Source organism: Achromobacter sp. SIMBA_011 (genome assembly GCF_046535435.1).
GTDB classification, from domain to species: Bacteria; Pseudomonadota; Gammaproteobacteria; order Burkholderiales; family Burkholderiaceae_B; genus Achromobacter; species Achromobacter dolens.
In genome coordinates this window covers 188605-204956 of sequence record NZ_JAWRWN010000001.1, presented here as the reverse complement: position 1 = coordinate 204956, position 16352 = coordinate 188605, and the positions used below count along the sequence as shown (strand labels likewise).

Below are 16352 nucleotides of genomic sequence, written 5' to 3'. Positions count from 1 at the left end.
CGGGTTCAGAGCGAGCTGGCCAGGTGGCCGCCGTCCACGTCGATGACCGCGCCGGTCATGTAGGCGGAGGCATCGGAGGCCAGCAGCAGCAAGGGGCCGTCCAGGTCCTGCGGGCGGCCCAGGCGGCGCTGCGGGATGCGCTTGACCAGGGCCTCGCCGGCGGGCGTGGCGAAGAAGTCGCGATTCAGGTCGGTGCCGATGTAGCCGGGCGCCAGCGCGTTCACGCGGATGCCGTGGCGCGCCCATTCCAGCGCCAGGGCGCGGGTCAGGTGCAGCAGGCCGGCCTTGGCGGCGGTGTAGGCGGCCACGTGCGAGGCCACGCGCTGGCCCAGGATCGAGGCGATGTTGATGATGGCGCCGGGCCGGCCGTGGCCGTGGAAGTGGCGCGCGGCGCACTGCGCCACCCGCCACGCGCCGTTCAGGTTGACATCGATCAGGCCGGTCCACTCGTCCTCGCTGATGTCGAGCGCGGGGCGAGTCATGGCGATGCCGGCGTTGTTGACGACGATGTCGACCGGGCCGAACGCCTGCTCGACCTGGGTGAATGCCGCCAGCACGCTGTCGGGTTGGGTGACATCCATGCCCGCGACGCAGGCCTGGCCGCCCTGCGCGCGGATCTCCGTTGCCAGGGTTTCGCCCAGTTCGGTCCGGCGGCCGCACAGCGCCACGCGCGCGCCGGCCTCGGCCAGCCGCAGCGCGAAGTGGCGGCCCAGTCCGCTGTAGGCGCCGGTGACCAGCGCGGTCTTGGATTTCAGGTCTTCAAACATCGGTGCGTCTCCTTTGTTTGTGTGCCGGCGGCATTACGCCGCCTCGCTGGCGGCGGGCTGGCGCGCGGCGTTGAGTTCCACCAGCGCATCCACCGCCACCGCGCCCTGTCCCACGGCGCCGACCATCACCGGGTTGATGTCGACCGACGCCAGGCGCGGACCGGCCGCCAGGGCGTAGCGGCCCAGCGCCACCGCCTGTTGCGCCAGGGCCTGCACGTCGGCCGGCGGATCGCCGCGCACCCCTTGCAGCAGCGTGCCGATGCGCAGGCCGCGCAGCTTCTCGATCACCTGCGCGGCATCGAACGGCGGCATCAGCACAGCCACGTCGCGCAGCGCCTCGACGTATTTGCCGCCGCTGCCGATCATGACGACCGGCCCCAGCACCGGATCAACGCGCGCGCCCAGCGCGCATTCTTGCAGGCCGCGCTGCATCCGCGCGACGAGCCAGGCGCCATCGCGCACGTCCAGCTTACCCAAGGTTTGGGCTTGATGGGCAAAAGCCGTGCGCAGCGAGGCTTCGTCGTTCAGGCCCAGCGCCACCAGCCCGTGCTCGGACTTGTGCGGCAGTTGCGCCGAGCAGGCCTTCAATGCCACCGGCGCGCCGATGCGGCGCCACGCGGCAATGGCCTCGTCGGCCGTGCGGCAGACGGCGTGTTCGATCACCGCCAGCCCGTTATCGGCCAGCAGCGCAAGGCTGGCCGCCTCGGACAGGAAGCCGCCGGCCGCGTCGGGCGCCGGATCGGCCGCCACAATGCCTTGCGATGCTGGCGGCGACGCCATGCGGCCGCGTTCGCGCAACCGCCGCAGGCGCAACAGCGCCGACAAGGCATCCATCGCCTGGATCTCGTCGGCGTAAACGGGCAGGCCGCGCGCGCGGAACGCGCTGGCCACGTTGTCCTGCCATGCCACCACCACGACCGGTTTGGAGGCGGTTTGCGCGAAGCCGGCCGCATCCGCCGCGAACGAGGCCACGTCGTAGCCGCGCCCCGCCACTGGAATATCGAGCAGGAACATGTCGGCCGCCGGGTCGGCGCCGATTACGGGCAGCACTTGCCCGAACAGGCCGTTGTTCGACAGCAGCGCGGCGGTGATGTCCACGGGGTTGACGGTGGTTGCATAGCCGGGCAGACGCTCGGCCAGCGCCTGCTGGGTGGCGTCGGCCAGCGGCGCGATCTCCAGGCCGCGCTCGGCGGCCGCGTCCGAGGCCAGCACGCAGCTGGCGCCGGAGTTGCTGACCACCACCACGCGCGGGCCTTGCGGCAAGGGGCTGCGCAGGGCCAGTTCGGCGTAGCGCACCAGTTCCTGCGGATCGCGCGCGCGCAGGATGCCGTGGTGTTCGAAGAACGCATCCACCGCGCGGTCCTCATTGGCCAGCGCGCCGGTATGCGAGGCCGCGGCGCGCGCGCCGGCCTCGGAGCGGCCCGACTTGACCACGATCAGCGGCACGCCGCGCGCCCGCGCCAGCGCGGCCGCCTCGGCCAGCGGCCCTGCCTCGCGCAGCGATTCCAGGTACAGCAGCACGCAGCCGACTTCCGGATCGCGCAGCGTCGCGCAGGCCAGTTCGGCGACCGACACGTCGGCCTCGTTACCGGTGGCATGCACGTGGCGCACGCCGATGCCGCGCTGGCGCAGCAGGCCGTAGACCATGGCGCACATGCCGCCGCTCTGGCTGATGACCGCCACCGGCCCGTCGCCCGGCGCCACCTCCAGGAACATGGTGGAGAAGCTGGCGATGGCGCCGTTGCCGAAGTTGGCCAGGCCCTGCGAGTTGGGGCCGACGATGCGCATGCCGGCGGCGCGGGCGCGCGCCGTCATCGCATCCTGCAGGGCGCGCCCGGCCTCACCGGTTTCCGAGAAGCCGGCCGAGATGACGATGGCCGCCGCCACGCCCAGCGCGGCGCAGTCATCCACCGCCCGCAACGCCTGCTCGCCGGCCACCGCCACGATCGCCAGGTCCGGCGCGGCGGGCAACGCGGCCAGGCTGGGCCAGGCGCGTTCGCCCTGGACTTCGGCGCGTTGCGGGTTGATCGGGTACAGCGTGCCCGCATAGCCGTGGCGCCGCATGTAGTGGATCGGCCGGCCCCCGATCTTGTCGGGATTGTCGGAGGCGCCGACGATCGCGATCGAGGCCGGATCGAGCAGGCGCGCGAGGCTGGCGTCGCCGATGGGTACAGAAGCCATGAAACTCCCCTGGGTAGGATGAAGGCGGCCGCGCGCGGTCAATTGACCGTGGCGCCGGAAGTCTTGACCACGCCGGCCCATTTATCGACCTCGACATCGAGGAAGCGCGCCGTGTCGGCAGGCGTCTTCCATGCCGGGGCGAAGCCCTGGGCGGCGAATTTCTGCTGGATGTCGGCGCGGCCCAGCACCTTCTGCAAGGCGCCGTTCAATCGGTCCACCACCGATGCCGGCGTGCCGGCCGGGGCCAGCAGCCCGTTCCAGGCGGTGGCTTCGTAGCCCGGCAGCCCGGCCTCGGCCACGGTGGGCACGTTGGGCGCGGCGGGCGAGCGCGCCGCGCCGGTCACGGCCAGCGCCTTGAGCTTGCCGCCGCTCACGTAGGGCATCGACGACAGCATGGTGTCGAACATGATGTCGGCCTGGCCGCCCATCACGTCTGTCAGGGCCGGCGCGCTGCCGCGATAGGGCACGTGCACCATGCGCACGCCGGCCATGGCGCCGAACAGTTCGGCCGCCAGGTGGGTGGACTGGCCGTTGCCCGACGAGGCGAAGGTCAGCTTGCCCGGCGTGGACTTGGCCAGCGCGATCAGCTCGCGCACGTTGCTGGCGGGCAGGTCCGGCCGCGTTACGATCACCAGCGGGCCGCTGGTCAGCAGCGACACGGGCGCGAAGCTCTTGCGAGTGTCGTAGTTCAGGTTCTTGAACAGCGACATGTTGATGGCGTGGGCCGTGGTCGCCAGCAGCAGCGTGTAGCCGTCGGGCGCGGCCTTGGCCACCATGTCGGCGCCGATGTTGCCGCCGGCGCCGGAGCGGTTGTCGACGATGATGGTCTGCTTGAGTTCGTCGCCCAGGCCCTGCGCGACCACGCGGGCCACGATGTCGGTGGGGCCGCCCGGCGGGTACGGCACCACCAGGGTGATGGGTTTGGTCGGCCAGTCCTGGGCGGCCGAGGCGGCGGCTGCCACCAGGGAAAGCGCGGCCAGGGCCGTGCGGCATGCTGCGATTGCGCGCATGATTGTCTCCTCCGTCGTGCGGATATGTTGTTTTGCTGGGGATGGTGTTGCCGGCGGCGCTTCAAGGCGGCCGGCGCGCCTCGAAACCGAGCAATGCGCGGCCGTCGATCGTGATCGCGCGGCCCATGACCTGCTGGCCGATGGCAATGCCGGCGTCGGCATGGCCCATCAGCACCGCGCCCTCTTCCAGGCGCACCAGCACCAGCACGTAGGGAACGTGCGCGCGCCAGAAGGCGTCGGGCGCGCGGTGGATCTCGGTGCGCGCCAGCACTACGCCCGCGCCGCTGCTGCGCCGCCATGGCAGATGGGTACCGCCGCAATGGGCGCAGGCGTAGGGGCGCAGCGCCCACCAGGCGCCGCAATCCTCGCAACGCTGCAGGTCCAGCGGATCGCGCGTGCTCATCGCGCCTCCTGTGCCTGCAGCACCAGGCTGACGTGGGCGGACAGCACGCCGCCGTCCGCGTGCACCAGCGCGCAGCGGGGCGCGCCCGCCTGCCGCGATCCGGCCTGGCCCGCCAACTGCGTCCAGGCCTCGGCCACGTGCGCCATGCCGCCGGCCACGCCGGAATGCCCGAACGACAGCAGGCCCCCATGGGTGTTGAGCGGCAGCGGCCCGGCCGCGTCGAAGTCGCCGCGCCGTGCGCGATCCGCCGCGCCGCCGCGCGGCGCGAAGCCCAGTTCTTCCAGCAGCATGGCCAACGTGATGGTGAAGGAGTCGTAGATGCCCAGGTAGTCGACCTGGTCCGGGCCGATGCCGGCGTCGGCATAGGCCTGCCCGAGCGCGCGCGCCGCGCCGGTGTCGAGAATGTCGCGCAGCGCCGACAGGTGCTGGTGGCGATGCGCCTGCCCCGCGCCGCTGATGCGCACCGGCCCTTCGTCGGCGCCGACCACCAGCGCCACCGCGCCGTCGGAAATCGGGCAGCAGTCCAGCAGGTGCAGCGGCGTGGCGATGGGCCGGGACGCCAGCACCTGGTCCACGCTGATGGCTTCGTTCAGGTGCGCATGGGGGTGGCTGGCGGCGTGGCGGCGCATCAACGCGGCGAGCTCGGCCAGGTCTTCGCGGCGGGTGCCGGTCCGGTGCATGTAGGCGGAGGCCAGCAGCGCGTAATAGGCTGGCACCGACGCGCCGTTGGGCACCTCGGTATCGGCTTCGCCGACCTGCGCCAATGTCTGGATGGAGGCGTCGACGGCCTGGCCGGTCAGGCGGTTCTCGCCCGCCACCACCAGCACGCGGCGGCAGCGGCCGGCGCGCACCAGGTCGCGCGCCAGCATCACCATGGCCGCGCCGGTGGCGCCGCCCATCTGCATGCCGTGGGCGTAGCGCGGGTCCAGGCCCAGTTTTTCGCTGAGCAGCGTGGCCAGCATCAGGTGCGGAAAGGTGGTGGCGTAGCCGCACAGCACGCCGTCGATATCGGCGCGCCGCAGGCCGGACTGCGCCAGCGCGGCGTTGGCGGCCTCGGCCATCAGGTCCAGGGCCGAGCGGCCCTCGTGGCGGCCGAAGCGCGTGGTGGCCGCGGCCAGCAGGCAGGCGTGGTGAAGATCAGGCATGGGGCATCCAGGCGCGTTCGATGGCGCGGGCTTCGGCGGCCAGCGCCTGGGCCAGTTCCTGTTCGCGCGATTCGACCCGCTCGCTCAAGGCGGCCACGCTCAGCGCGGCGATGGCGCGGCCGCTGGGGCCGCGCACGGCCACGCCCAGGCCCCCCATCTTTTCCACCACCACGTCCAGCAGCATGGCGTGGCCGAGCTCGCGGGCGCGCGCCGTCATCTGTTCCAGCAGCCGCACGGGATAGCGCGGGTAGCGTTCCTGCAACCGCTGGTGCACCGGCGGCAGCACCGCCTGGGTTTCGTTCTCGTCCATGGCCGCCAGCAGCGCCAGGCTGCCGGCGCCGATGCCAAGCGGACGGCGGCTGCCGACCTCCAGGTAGTTGGCGCGGATCGGATAGTCGCCGAAGCACAGGTCCAGGCAGACCGATTCCCAGCCGGTCGGCATCGACAGGATGACGGTGTCGCCGAACTTGCGCGCCAGGCGGATCAGCGCGGGCCGCGCCAGGGCGCGCAGATCGAGGCCGTCGACCATGGCATGGTGCATGGCATAGACCTGCGGACCGAGCATGTAGTGCTTGCTGACCGGGTCTCGCTCCACGAAACCCTCGGCCTCCAGGTCCTTCAGGATGCGCAGCGCGGTGGACACGTCCAACTGCGCCGCCTGCGCGATATCGGTCAGTCGCTGGACGCGCCGGTTCGACAGGCTGGCGAGGACGCGGCAGACCTTTTTCGTCGCGGAAACAAGGCTGGTATCCGGTGTAGACATGGCAGCGGCAGGACCCGTTGGCTGAACATGGTCACAAGATAGGCAGGCCCGCCGCGAGGGTAAAGTTGCGTCGCAACAAAATTTCGCCCAGCAACAATCGCGGTTTGCCGGGCGCTGCAGGCAGGGTCAGGCCGGTTCGGTTTCGGGATGCAGCGAACGCAGCCTGCGCAGCTCCGGGAACCAGTGCATCCACAGCCCCGCCACCGCAATCGTGCCCAGGCCGCCCACCACCACCGCCGGCACCGCGCCCAGCAGCGCCGCCATCACGCCGGACTCGAATTCCCCCAACTGGTTCGAGGCGCCGACGAACAGCGTGTTGACCGCGCTGACGCGGCCCAGCATGTGGTCGGGCGTGTTCAACTGCACCAGCGACGAGCGCACCACCACGCTGATGGCGTCGGCCGCGCCCAGCACCACCAGCGCGCCCACCGAGAGCGGGATCGAGGTCGACAGGCCGAACACGGTGGTGGCCAGGCCGAACAGGATCAGCGCGCCGAACAGCAGGCGGCCGACGTGCTCGCCCAGGCTCAGCCGCGCCAGCGTCAGCGACATCAGCATGGCGCCACAGGCCGGCGCGGCGCGCAGCGCGCCCAGGGCCCACGGACCGGCGTTGAGAATGTCCTTGGCGAAGATCGGCAGCAGCGCCGTGGCGCCGCCCAGCAGCACCGCGAACAGGTCCAGCGACAGCGTGCCCAGCAGAATGCGGCGCTGGAAGATGAAGGTGATGCCCGCGAACAGCGTGCGCCAGGTGGTCGGCTCCCTGCGCGGCGGGGCGCGGTCGATCGACATGCTGGCGATGCAGGCGAAGCCGCACAGGTACAGCGCCGCCGCCACGCAGTAGATCCACCCTGCCCCCAGGCCATAGCCGATGCCGCCCAGCGCCGGGCCGGCGATCTGCGCGATCTGGCCGCCGGAGGACGACAGCGCGGTGGCGCGCGGCAGCCATTCGCGCGGCACGATGGCCGGAATCAGCGTGGTCAGCGTGGGCGCCTCGAAGGCGCGCGCCGAGCTCATGATGATGAGGGTGGCGTAGATCAGCGTCTTGCCGCCGACGCCGTGCAGCGCCGCGATCGCCAGCAGCAGCGTGGCGAGGGTCTCGACCGCCATGCAGATGGCGACGATCTTGCGGCGGTCGTAGCGGTCGGCCACGTGGCCGACCACCAGCGTCAGCGCCGCCATCGGCAGGAACTGCGCCAGACCGATCAGGCCCAGGTCGAGCGCGCTGCCCGACAGCGCGTAGATCTGCCAGCCCACCGCCACCGAGACGATCTGGAAGGCCAGCGACGCGCCGATGCGCGCGAACAGGAAGTGCAGGAAGGCGGGTCGGTAAAGCGGACTGGGCGAGTCGGGGGCGGGCATCGGGGCGGAACGCGCGGCAGGCGCGCGGACGGCGCCGGAATGCGCATTCTATAAACAGCCGGCTGACGCCAAACTAAAGCGCCCGCCGGCCGTGGGGTCTTGCGCGCCGTGGGAGCGGGGCCGCTTCAGGCGCCGATCGACACCAGTTCCGCGCCTTCCGTCACCTGGTCGCCCACCGCGTAGAACAGTTCCTCGACCTTGCCGTCGGCCGGCGCGGAGATGGTGTGCTCCATCTTCATCGCCTCCATCACCAGCAGCGGCTGGCCCTTGGCGACGCTGTCGCCGGCCTTGACGGCGATGGAGATGATCTTGCCCGGCATGGGGGCGGTCAGGCCGCCGCCGTGGTCGCCCTGGGTGTCCTGGGCGTGCGCCAGTGGGTCGTACAGGTCCAGCACGCGCGCGGCGCCGTCGCCGAAGACGTGGGCCTTGTCGGCGTGCAGCACCACGGTGCCGGCGCGTTCGCGGCCGTCCAGGGTGATGCGCAGCACGCGGGCCGGGCCGTCGCGGTCCTCGGCGCGCCAGGCGAAGGGCCGGGCGCCGTCGCCGCTGTCCAGCGTCCAGTCGGCGCCCTGGCGTACGACGGTGACGTGACGGGTCTCGCCGTTGTCGATCCACTGTAACGTGCGCTGGTAGCGGCCGCCCAGGCGCCAGCCGTCGCGCGTGTCCCACGGATCGGCCGGGGCGGCGGTCAGCGGCGCCGATTGCGCCTGGCCCTGGCTGGCCAGCACGGCGGCCGTGGCCAGCGCCAGCGTGGCGGCGTCGGCCGGCGTCGGCTCGGGCAGCAGCGTGGCGCGCTGGCGCTCGATCAGACCGGTGTCGAGGTCGGCGGCGGCGAAGGCGCTGTCGCGCATCAGGCGCGACAGGAAGGCGACGTTGGTCTGCACCCCCACCGCCTGGGTCTGCGCCAGCGCCTGCAGCATGCGGGCGCGGGCCTGGTCGCGGTCGGCGCCGTGCACGATCAGCTTGGCGATCATGGGGTCGTAGAACGGCGTGATGGTGTCGCCGGTGCGCACCCCGCCATCGACGCGGATATCGCCGTTGGCGAAGGCGACGTGGGCCGGCAGGCCCAGGTAGGCCAGCGTGCCGATCGACGGCAGGAAGCCTTTCTCGGGGTTCTCGGCGTAGATGCGGGCCTCGATGGCGTGGCCGTGGATGCGCAGGTCTTCCTGGCGCGCCGGCAGCGGCTGGCCGGCGGCCACGCGCAACTGCCATTCGACCAGGTCGTGGCCGGTGATCATCTCGGTGACCGGGTGCTCGACCTGCAGGCGCGTGTTCATTTCCATGAAGTAGAAGCGGCCGTCGGGCTCGGCGATGAATTCCACCGTGCCGGCGCCCACGTAGCCCACCGCGCGCGCGGCGGCCACGGCGGCTTCGCCCATGGCGCGGCGGCGTTCCTCGGTCATGCCGGGCGCGGGCGCTTCCTCGATCACCTTCTGGTGGCGGCGCTGCACCGAGCAGTCGCGCTCGAACAGGTAGACGCAGTTGCCGTGGCTGTCGGCGAATACCTGGATCTCGATGTGGCGCGGCTTCTGCAGGTAGCGTTCGATCAGCACGCGGTCGTCGCCGAAGCTGGAGGCGGCCTCGCGCTGGCATGAGGCCAGCGCATCGAGGAACGCGCCCGTCGATTCGACCACGCGCATGCCCTTGCCGCCGCCGCCGGCGCTGGCCTTGATCAGCACCGGGTAGCCGATGGCGTCGGCCTTTTCCTTCAGGAATTGCGGGTCCTGGTTGTCGCCGTGGTAGCCGGGCACCAGCGGCACGCCGGCCTTCTCCATCAGCGACTTGGCGGCGGACTTGCTGCCCATGGCGGCGATGGCAGATGCCGGCGGGCCGACGAAGGCGATGCCGGCCTGTTCGGCGGCTTCGGCGAAGGCTTCGTTTTCCGACAGGAAGCCGTAGCCGGGGTGGATGGCTTGGGCGCCGGTATCGCGCGCGGCCTGCAGGATGGCGTCGGCGCGCAGGTAGCTGGCGCGCGGCTCGGGGCCGCCGATGTGCACCGCGATGTCGCAGGCGGCGACGTGGCGGGCGTCGGCGTCGGCGTCGGAATAGACGGCGACGGTGCGGATGCCCAGGCGGCGGGCGGTGGCGGCGACGCGGCAGGCGATTTCGCCGCGGTTGGCAATCAGCAGGGTATCGAACATGGCGTTATCCAGACTGGGATGATTCGTTGACTACGTTGCAGCGGCGAGCGCGTTGCATCCAAAACCCTCACACGTCGCATCACGCCGACCTTACCGGGGACACCGCGGATCCGGCTTCGCCGGTCCGCCGGTGTCGCCCCCTTGAGGGGGCGCGCGCAGCGCGTAGGGGGTGGGCTTTCTTCTACATCCGGAAGACGCCGAAGCGCGTGTCTTCGATCGGCGCGTTCAGCGCCGCCGACAGCGCCAGCCCCAGCACGCGGCGCGTGTCCGCCGGCGCGATGATGCCGTCGTCCCACAGCCGCGCGGTGGCGTAGTACGGATGGCCCTCGCGTTCGTACTGCTCGCGGATCGGCGCCTTGAAGGCGTCTTCCTCGGCCGCCGACCACTGGCCGCCGCGCGCCTCGATGCCGTCGCGCTTGACCGTGGCCAGCACGCTGGCGGCCTGCTCGCCGCCCATCACCGAGATGCGCGCGTTGGGCCACATGAACAAGAGGCGCGGCGAGTAGGCGCGGCCGCACATGCCGTAGTTGCCGGCGCCGAACGAGCCGCCGATCAGCACGGTGAACTTGGGCACGTTGGCCGTGGCCACGGCCGTCACCATCTTGGCGCCGTGGCGCGCAATGCCTTCGTTTTCGTACTTGCGGCCGACCATGAAGCCGGTGATGTTCTGCAGGAACACCAGCGGGATCTTGCGCTGCGCGCACAGTTCGATGAAGTGCGCGCCCTTCTGCGCCGATTCCGAGAACAGGATGCCGTTGTTGGCGACGATGCCCACCGGCATGCCGTGGATGTGGGCAAAGCCCGTCACCAGCGTGGGGCCGAAGCGCGCCTTGAATTCGTCGAACTCGGAGCCGTCGACGATGCGCGCGATGACCTCGCGCACGTCATACGGCTTGCGCGTGTCGGCGGGGATGATGCCGTTCAGCTCGGCCGGGTCGTAGCGCGGTTCGCGCACCGGCACGGTGGCCAGCGGCGCCGGCTTCTTGCGGTTCAGGCGCGCCACGGCGCCGCGCGCCAGTTGCAGCGCGTGCATGTCGTTGGCGGCCAGGTGGTCGGCCACGCCCGACAGGCGCGTGTGCACGTCGCCGCCGCCCAGGTCCTCGGCGCTGACTTCCTCGCCGGTGGCGGCCTTCACCAGCGGCGGGCCGCCCAGGAAGATGGTGCCCTGGTTCTTGACGATGATGGACTCGTCGCTCATGGCGGGCACGTAGGCGCCGCCGGCGGTGCAGGACCCCATCACCACCGCGATCTGCGCGATGCCCTGCGCCGACATCTGCGCCTGGTTGTAGAAGATGCGGCCGAAGTGTTCGCGGTCCGGAAAGACCTCGTCCTGTTGCGGCAGGTTGGCGCCGCCGGAGTCGACCAGGTAGACGCACGGCAGGCGGTTCTGCGCGGCGATCTCCTGCGCGCGCAGGTGCTTCTTGACCGTCATCGGGTAGTAGGTGCCGCCCTTGACGGTGGCGTCGTTGCAGACGATGACACATTCGGTGCCGGCGATGCGGCCGATGCCGGTGATGACGCCCGCGCCCGGCGCGTCGCCGTCGTACATGCCATGCGCCGCCATCGGCGACAGTTCCAGGAACGGCGACCCCGGATCAATCAGGTTCTCGACGCGGTCGCGCGGCAGCAGCTTGCCGCGCGCCACGTGCTTGGCGCGCGACGATTCGCTGCCGCCCAGCGCGGTCCGCGCCAGTTGCTGGCTCAGGTCGTCCAGTTGCGCCTGCATGGCGCGCGCGTTGTCGGTGTAGTCCTGCGACCGCGGATTGATGCGGGATTCGATGATGGGCATGGGGTACCACCCGTCCTGCTTAATGGGATGTTGAAGGCGCTCGGGGTCGAGCGGTTTGTCTCGCTGCCCGCTGAACCGGGCATTCTTGTCATGGATTTATTCAGCTGCATTTCGTTGCGCCTCTCCCGCACGGCCCGCGACCGACCCGTCGCGGACTTCGCCTTGCGGAAAAGGCGCAGCGAAATGATGCCCCTCGGTGTGCCCGCCACCCGGGCTTGCGGCCTCCCGAGGCGGCACTTTTCCCAGGGATATCCAGGGAAAAAGTGCGCCTCGGGAGAAATACCGCCTTAGACCATCTCGATCGCCATCGCCACGGCTTCGCCGCCGCCGATGCACAGCGTGGCCACGCCGCGCTTGCCGCCGGTCTTGCGCAGCGCGCCGATCAGCGTGGTCATCAGGCGCGCGCCGGAGGCGCCGATGGGGTGGCCCAGGGCGGTGGCGCCGCCGTGGATGTTGACCTTTTCATGCGGCAGCTTGAAGTCGGCCATGGCGGCCATGGTGACCACCGCGAAGGCTTCGTTGATCTCGTACAGGTCCACGTCCTCGGCCTTCCAGCCGGTCTTGGCGAACAGGTTCTTCAAGGCGCCGACGGGGGCGGTGGTGAACCAGTTCGGTTCCTGCGAGTGCTGGCTGTGCGCCACGATGCGGGCCAGCGGCTTGACACCGAGCTTCTCGGCGGTGGAGGCGCGCATCAGCACCATGGCGGCGGCGCCATCGGAGATCGACGACGAGTTGGCGGCGGTGACGGTGCCGTCCTTCTTGAACGCGGGCTTGAGCGTCGGGATCTTTTCCGGCATGGCCTTGGTGGGGGCTTCGTCGGTGTCGATCACGGTGTCGCCCTTGCGGCCGGCGACCGTGACCGGGGTGATTTCCCACTTGAAGCTGCCGTCCTCGGTGGCGGCGCGGGCGCGGCGCAGCGATTCCAGCGAGAACGCATCCTGCTGCTCGCGGGTGAACGAATACTTGGCGGCGCAGTCCTCGGCGAACACGCCCATGGCCTTGCCCTTGTCGTAGGCGTCTTCCAGGCCGTCCAGCGCCATGTGGTCGTACACGGTGTTGTGGCCGTAGCGGTAGCCCTGGCGGCCCTTGAGCAGCAGGTAGGGCGCGTTGCTCATGCTTTCCTGGCCGCCGGCGACGACGATGTTGGCCGAGCCCGCGGCCAGCAGGTCGTGGCCGAACATGGCGGCCTTCAGGCCCGAACCGCACACCTTGTGGATGGTGGTGCACGCCACGCCCAGCGGCAGGCCCGCGCCCAGCGCGGCCTGGCGCGCGGGCGCCTGGCCCTGGCCGGCCTGCAGCACGTTGCCCATGATGACTTCTTCGATCTGCTCCGGCTTGACGCCGGCGCGCTCGACGGCGGCCTTGATGGCGATCGAGCCGAGTTCGTGCGCGGCCAGGCCGGACAGGCTGCCGAGCATGCCGCCCATGGGCGTGCGGGCGACGGAAACGATAACGATGGGATCTGACATGACTAGCTCCTGTGAGGGTCGGGACAGCGTCTGCTTACGAGGCCGCGCCGGCGGGTGCCGGGCGCAGGCGCCTGTCCGTATCGTAAGGGAAAAATTCTTCGATCCGGCCTTGCGCCACGTGGGCGCGACAGGCCTGCCACCATTCCGGTTCCAGCAGGTCGGCGTGGTGGCGCAGAAAGGCGCCGCGTACGCGCGCGTCGCCCAGCAGGAAACGGCCGAACTCCTCGGGGAAGACGTCGTTCGGTCCGACCGCGTACCAAGGCTCCGACGCCATTTCCGCCTCTTCATTGGGGGCGGGCGGAATCCGTCGGAAATTCATTTCGGTCATGCGCTGGATTTCGTCGTAGTCGTAGAACACGACCCGGCCCAGCCGCGTCACGCCGAAGTTCTTGTAGAGCATGTCGCCGGGGAAGATATTGGCGGCGGCCAACTGGCGGATGGCGTCGCCGTATTCGCGCACGGCCGGCTCCAGCAGCGCATCGGGCGCCTGGCTCAGGTACAGGTTCAGCGGCGTCATGCGCCGCTCGATGTAGACGTGGCGGATGACCACCGTGTCCCCGGTTTCCTCGATCAGGCTGGGCACCAGGCGCCGCAGTTCGTCCAGCAGCCGCGGCGCGAAGCGGGCGCGCGGCAGCGCCACCTGCGAGTATTCCCAGGTGTCGGCCATGCGGCCGACGCGGTCGTGCAGCTTGACCATCTGGTACTTGCGCCGCACGGTGGCGTGGTCCATGCCGTCCTTATCGATGCGGTCCTTGATCAGCTTGAACACATAGGGATAGGACGGCAGCGTGAACACGCACATCACCATGCCCTTGATGCCGGGCGCGATGTCGAAGGCGTCGCGCGAATGCGCCAGGTGGTGCAGGAAATCGCGGTAGAACAGCGTCTTGCCCTGCTTCTGCAGGCCGATCATGGTGTACAGCTCGGCCTTGGGCTTGCGCGGCAACAGGCTGGCCAGGAAGTTGACCACCGCGGCGGGCGTCTCCATGTCCACCAGGAAATACGCGCGCGTGAAGCTGAACAGCGTGCTCAGGTCGTCCGCGCCCAGCAGCAGCGCGTCCAGGTTCACCTGCCCGGCCGGGTTGCGCGTGAGCGCCACGGCGAAGGGGTAGACGGTGCCCTGGTTGATCAGGCGGCCGACGATGTAGGCGCCCTTGTTGCGAAAGAACAGCGAACCCAGCGCATGCACCTGGCAGTCGCTGGCGATGCGACGGCCGACGTGGCGCGGCAACTGCCGGCGCAGTTGGCCGATGGCGGCGCGCGCCAGCAGGCGGGTGTCGCGCGGCAGGTCCTCGAACGGCAGCGCCAGGCCGAAGTCGGCCACCATGCGGATGAGGCTTTTGTGCAGGCCCTCGGTCACCGGGTAGTAGACCCGGTACGACGGCATGCGGCTGTCCAGGTAGTCGGTGGCCACGGCCGGCCGCACGAACAGGAAATCGTTGTGGAAATAGTCGCGGTGCAGCAGCCGGCATGACACCGAGTTGAAGAAGGTCTCGGCGCATTCGGGCTGGCGGTGCTCGCCCAGCAGGCCGACGAATTCCTGCTTGATCTGCTGCCAGTAGGCGGTCTGCGCATCCGTCAGCGCGGCGCCCGCGGCGCCGTTCGCGCCATTGGGGGCATGGGCGCCGACGGCGCCCTCGGGCCGGCCGCGCAGCACGCCTTCGAGCTGGCTGGCGCATTCGCGCACCCGCATGTCGTAGTACTCGATGCGCTCGCGCGACAGGTGCTGAATGCCATGCCAGTCGCCGGATTCGAACAGCGCCTTGGCGCGCTGCGCGCTGTAGCGGAACAGCGCGTAGTGGCGGTCGAAGCCGGCCAGGATGCGATGCGCGACGTCCAGCGGCGAGGGGCCTCGGGCGGGCGCCTGCTCGATGTGCTGGACGTCGGACGTGCGGATCATGGCAAACGACTTCCGGGTGGGACTCAGGCCGTCTCGGCGAACAGCTCGCGGCCGATCAGCATGCGGCGGATCTCGCTGGTGCCGGCGCCGATTTCGTACAGCTTGGCGTCGCGCCACAGGCGGCCCACCGGGTATTCGTTGATGTAGCCATTGCCGCCCAGGATCTGCACGCCCTCGCCGGCCATCCAGGTGGCCTTCTCGGCGGTGTACAGGATCAGCGCGGCGCAGTCCTTGCGCACCTGGCGCACGTGCTCGGCGCCGAGGCGGTCGAGGTTCTTGCCGACCTGGTAGCAGAAGGCGCGGCTGGCCTGCAGCGTGGTGTACAGGTCCGCCACCTTGCCCTGGATCAACTGGAATTCGCCGATGGCCTGGCCGAACTGCTTGCGGTCATGGATGTACGGCACCACCACGTCCATCACGGCCTGCATGATGCCGACCGGGCCGCCCGACAGCACGGCGCGCTCGTAGTCCAGGCCGCTCATCAGCACTTTGACGCCGCCGTTGACCTGGCCCAGCACGTTTTCCTCGGGGATTTCGCAGTCCTGGAACACCAGTTCGCCGGTGTGGCTGCCGCGCATGCCGAGCTTGTCCAGCTTCTGCGCCACCGAGAAACCCTTGAAGCCCTTTTCCACCAGGAACGCGGTGATGCCGCGCTGGTGCGCCTCGGGGTCGGTCTTGGCGTAGACCACCAGGGTGTCGGCGTCGGGGCCGTTGGTGATCCACATCTTGGAGCCGTTGAGCACGTAGCGGTCGCCCTTCTTGTCGGCGCGCAGCTTCATGCTGACCACGTCCGAGCCGGCGCCCGGCTCGCTCATGGCCAGCGCGCCGACGTGCTCGCCGGAAATCAGCTTGGGCAGGTACTTGGCCTTCTGGGCCGGGGTGCCGTTGCGGTTGATCTGGTTGACGCACAGGTTGGAGTGGGCGCCGTAGGACAGGCCGATCGAGGCGCTGGCGCGGGAGATTTCCTCCATCGCCACCATGTGGGCCAGGTAGCCCATGTTGGCGCCGCCGTATTCCTCGCTGGCCGTCATGCCCAGCACGCCCAGGTCGCCAAACTTGCGCCAGAGGTCCATGGGGAACTGGTCGCTGCGGTCGACTTCGGCCGCGCGCGGCGCGATCTCGGCCTGCGCGAAAGTGCGCACGGCGTCGCGCAGCATGTCCAGGTCTTCGCCCAGATCGAAGTTCAGGCCAGGAAGGTTCATCGCTGTCTCCGTGATAGTGGGTACTTACATTCTTATGGGCGCCTGCGATCGCGCCGGATCTCGCCGCGTGGCCCCATGATGCGCTGATCGACGCTGGCTACGCAATGATGCAGCGCAAATATTACGTTTACGTAAACGTAAATATGAGTCGGGTTTTCCCTAGGCAAATGTTTGCGTCCACGGGAAGCGCCCTGGGTACTATTCCCCGGGTCCTTGAAACTTC

General features: G+C 70.0%; 12 protein-coding genes. All 12 read right to left on the bottom strand.

Going from position 1 to position 16352, the window contains the following annotated elements; translation table 11 throughout:
• Positions 1 to 5 precede the first annotated feature (5 nt).
• Entirely contained in the window at positions 6 to 767 is a 762-nt protein-coding gene (locus SB816_RS00985; RefSeq protein ID WP_020925681.1) for an SDR family NAD(P)-dependent oxidoreductase, read from the bottom strand.
• Between the two features lie 33 nt (positions 768 to 800).
• Positions 801 to 2948, bottom strand: coding sequence for an acetate--CoA ligase family protein (locus SB816_RS00980; RefSeq protein WP_175143518.1), 2148 nt, complete (start codon positions 2946 to 2948; stop codon positions 801 to 803).
• Between the two features lie 38 nt (positions 2949 to 2986).
• Positions 2987 to 3958, bottom strand: a complete 972-nt coding sequence (locus SB816_RS00975; RefSeq protein ID WP_410546406.1) for a tripartite tricarboxylate transporter substrate binding protein — start codon at positions 3956 to 3958, stop codon at positions 2987 to 2989.
• Positions 3959 to 4019: 61 nt separating this feature from the next.
• A complete protein-coding gene (locus SB816_RS00970; RefSeq protein WP_064527695.1) occupies positions 4020 to 4361 on the bottom strand; it encodes a Zn-ribbon domain-containing OB-fold protein in 342 nt (113 codons plus the stop codon).
• Entirely contained in the window at positions 4358 to 5506 is a 1149-nt protein-coding gene (locus tag SB816_RS00965; RefSeq protein ID WP_144656420.1) for a thiolase family protein, read from the bottom strand. The genes SB816_RS00970 and SB816_RS00965 overlap by 4 nt, the downstream gene beginning before the upstream one ends.
• A complete protein-coding gene (locus SB816_RS00960; protein ID WP_020925677.1) occupies positions 5499 to 6269 on the bottom strand; it encodes an IclR family transcriptional regulator in 771 nt (256 codons plus the stop codon). Before SB816_RS00960 ends, SB816_RS00965 begins: the two co-directional genes overlap by 8 nt.
• 126 nt (positions 6270 to 6395) lie before the next feature.
• Positions 6396 to 7628 (bottom strand): MFS transporter, encoded by a 1233-nt coding sequence (locus SB816_RS00955; RefSeq protein ID WP_054515622.1) that lies wholly within the window; start codon positions 7626 to 7628, stop codon positions 6396 to 6398.
• 125 nt (positions 7629 to 7753) lie between these two features.
• The gene (locus tag SB816_RS00950) at positions 7754 to 9769 is read right to left on the bottom strand and encodes a biotin carboxylase N-terminal domain-containing protein (RefSeq protein ID WP_410546405.1); all 2016 of its coding nucleotides are present in this window, start codon (positions 9767 to 9769) and stop codon (positions 7754 to 7756) included.
• Between the two features lie 181 nt (positions 9770 to 9950).
• Positions 9951 to 11558 carry a carboxyl transferase domain-containing protein gene (locus SB816_RS00945; protein WP_063569672.1) on the bottom strand — a complete coding sequence of 536 codons (1608 nt, stop codon included), beginning with the start codon at positions 11556 to 11558 and terminating at the stop codon, positions 9951 to 9953.
• A gap of 287 nt (positions 11559 to 11845) precedes the next feature.
• The gene (locus tag SB816_RS00940; protein WP_064527688.1) at positions 11846 to 13027 is read right to left on the bottom strand and encodes an acetyl-CoA C-acetyltransferase; all 1182 of its coding nucleotides are present in this window, start codon (positions 13025 to 13027) and stop codon (positions 11846 to 11848) included.
• Between the two features lie 34 nt (positions 13028 to 13061).
• On the bottom strand, positions 13062 to 14927 hold the full coding sequence (aceK, locus tag SB816_RS00935; RefSeq protein WP_054504370.1) for a bifunctional isocitrate dehydrogenase kinase/phosphatase: 1866 nt from the start codon (positions 14925 to 14927) through the stop codon (positions 13062 to 13064).
• 23 nt (positions 14928 to 14950) lie between these two features.
• Complete coding sequence (locus SB816_RS00930; protein ID WP_006386961.1) at positions 14951 to 16129, bottom strand: isovaleryl-CoA dehydrogenase; 1179 nt, start codon at positions 16127 to 16129, stop codon at positions 14951 to 14953.
• Positions 16130 to 16352: the final 223 nt, after the last annotated feature.

What these genes read in the sequence shown, in the direction of transcription:
- SB816_RS00985 (WP_020925681.1), bottom strand. Translation starts at nt 767, where the DNA reads ATGTTTGAAGACCTGAAATCCAAGACCGCGCTGGTCACCGGCGCCTAC.
- SB816_RS00980 (WP_175143518.1), bottom strand. Translation starts at nt 2,948, where the DNA reads ATGGCTTCTGTACCCATCGGCGACGCCAGCCTCGCGCGCCTGCTCGAT.
- SB816_RS00975 (WP_410546406.1), bottom strand. Translation starts at nt 3,958, where the DNA reads ATGCGCGCAATCGCAGCATGCCGCACGGCCCTGGCCGCGCTTTCCCTG.
- SB816_RS00970 (WP_064527695.1), bottom strand. Translation starts at nt 4,361, where the DNA reads ATGAGCACGCGCGATCCGCTGGACCTGCAGCGTTGCGAGGATTGCGGC.
- SB816_RS00965 (WP_144656420.1), bottom strand. Translation starts at nt 5,506, where the DNA reads ATGCCTGATCTTCACCACGCCTGCCTGCTGGCCGCGGCCACCACGCGC.
- SB816_RS00960 (WP_020925677.1), bottom strand. Translation starts at nt 6,269, where the DNA reads ATGTCTACACCGGATACCAGCCTTGTTTCCGCGACGAAAAAGGTCTGC.
- SB816_RS00955 (WP_054515622.1), bottom strand. Translation starts at nt 7,628, where the DNA reads ATGCCCGCCCCCGACTCGCCCAGTCCGCTTTACCGACCCGCCTTCCTG.
- SB816_RS00950 (WP_410546405.1), bottom strand. Translation starts at nt 9,769, where the DNA reads ATGTTCGATACCCTGCTGATTGCCAACCGCGGCGAAATCGCCTGCCGC.
- SB816_RS00945 (WP_063569672.1), bottom strand. Translation starts at nt 11,558, where the DNA reads ATGCCCATCATCGAATCCCGCATCAATCCGCGGTCGCAGGACTACACC.
- SB816_RS00940 (WP_064527688.1), bottom strand. Translation starts at nt 13,027, where the DNA reads ATGTCAGATCCCATCGTTATCGTTTCCGTCGCCCGCACGCCCATGGGC.
- aceK (WP_054504370.1), bottom strand. Translation starts at nt 14,927, where the DNA reads ATGATCCGCACGTCCGACGTCCAGCACATCGAGCAGGCGCCCGCCCGA.
- SB816_RS00930 (WP_006386961.1), bottom strand. Translation starts at nt 16,129, where the DNA reads ATGAACCTTCCTGGCCTGAACTTCGATCTGGGCGAAGACCTGGACATG.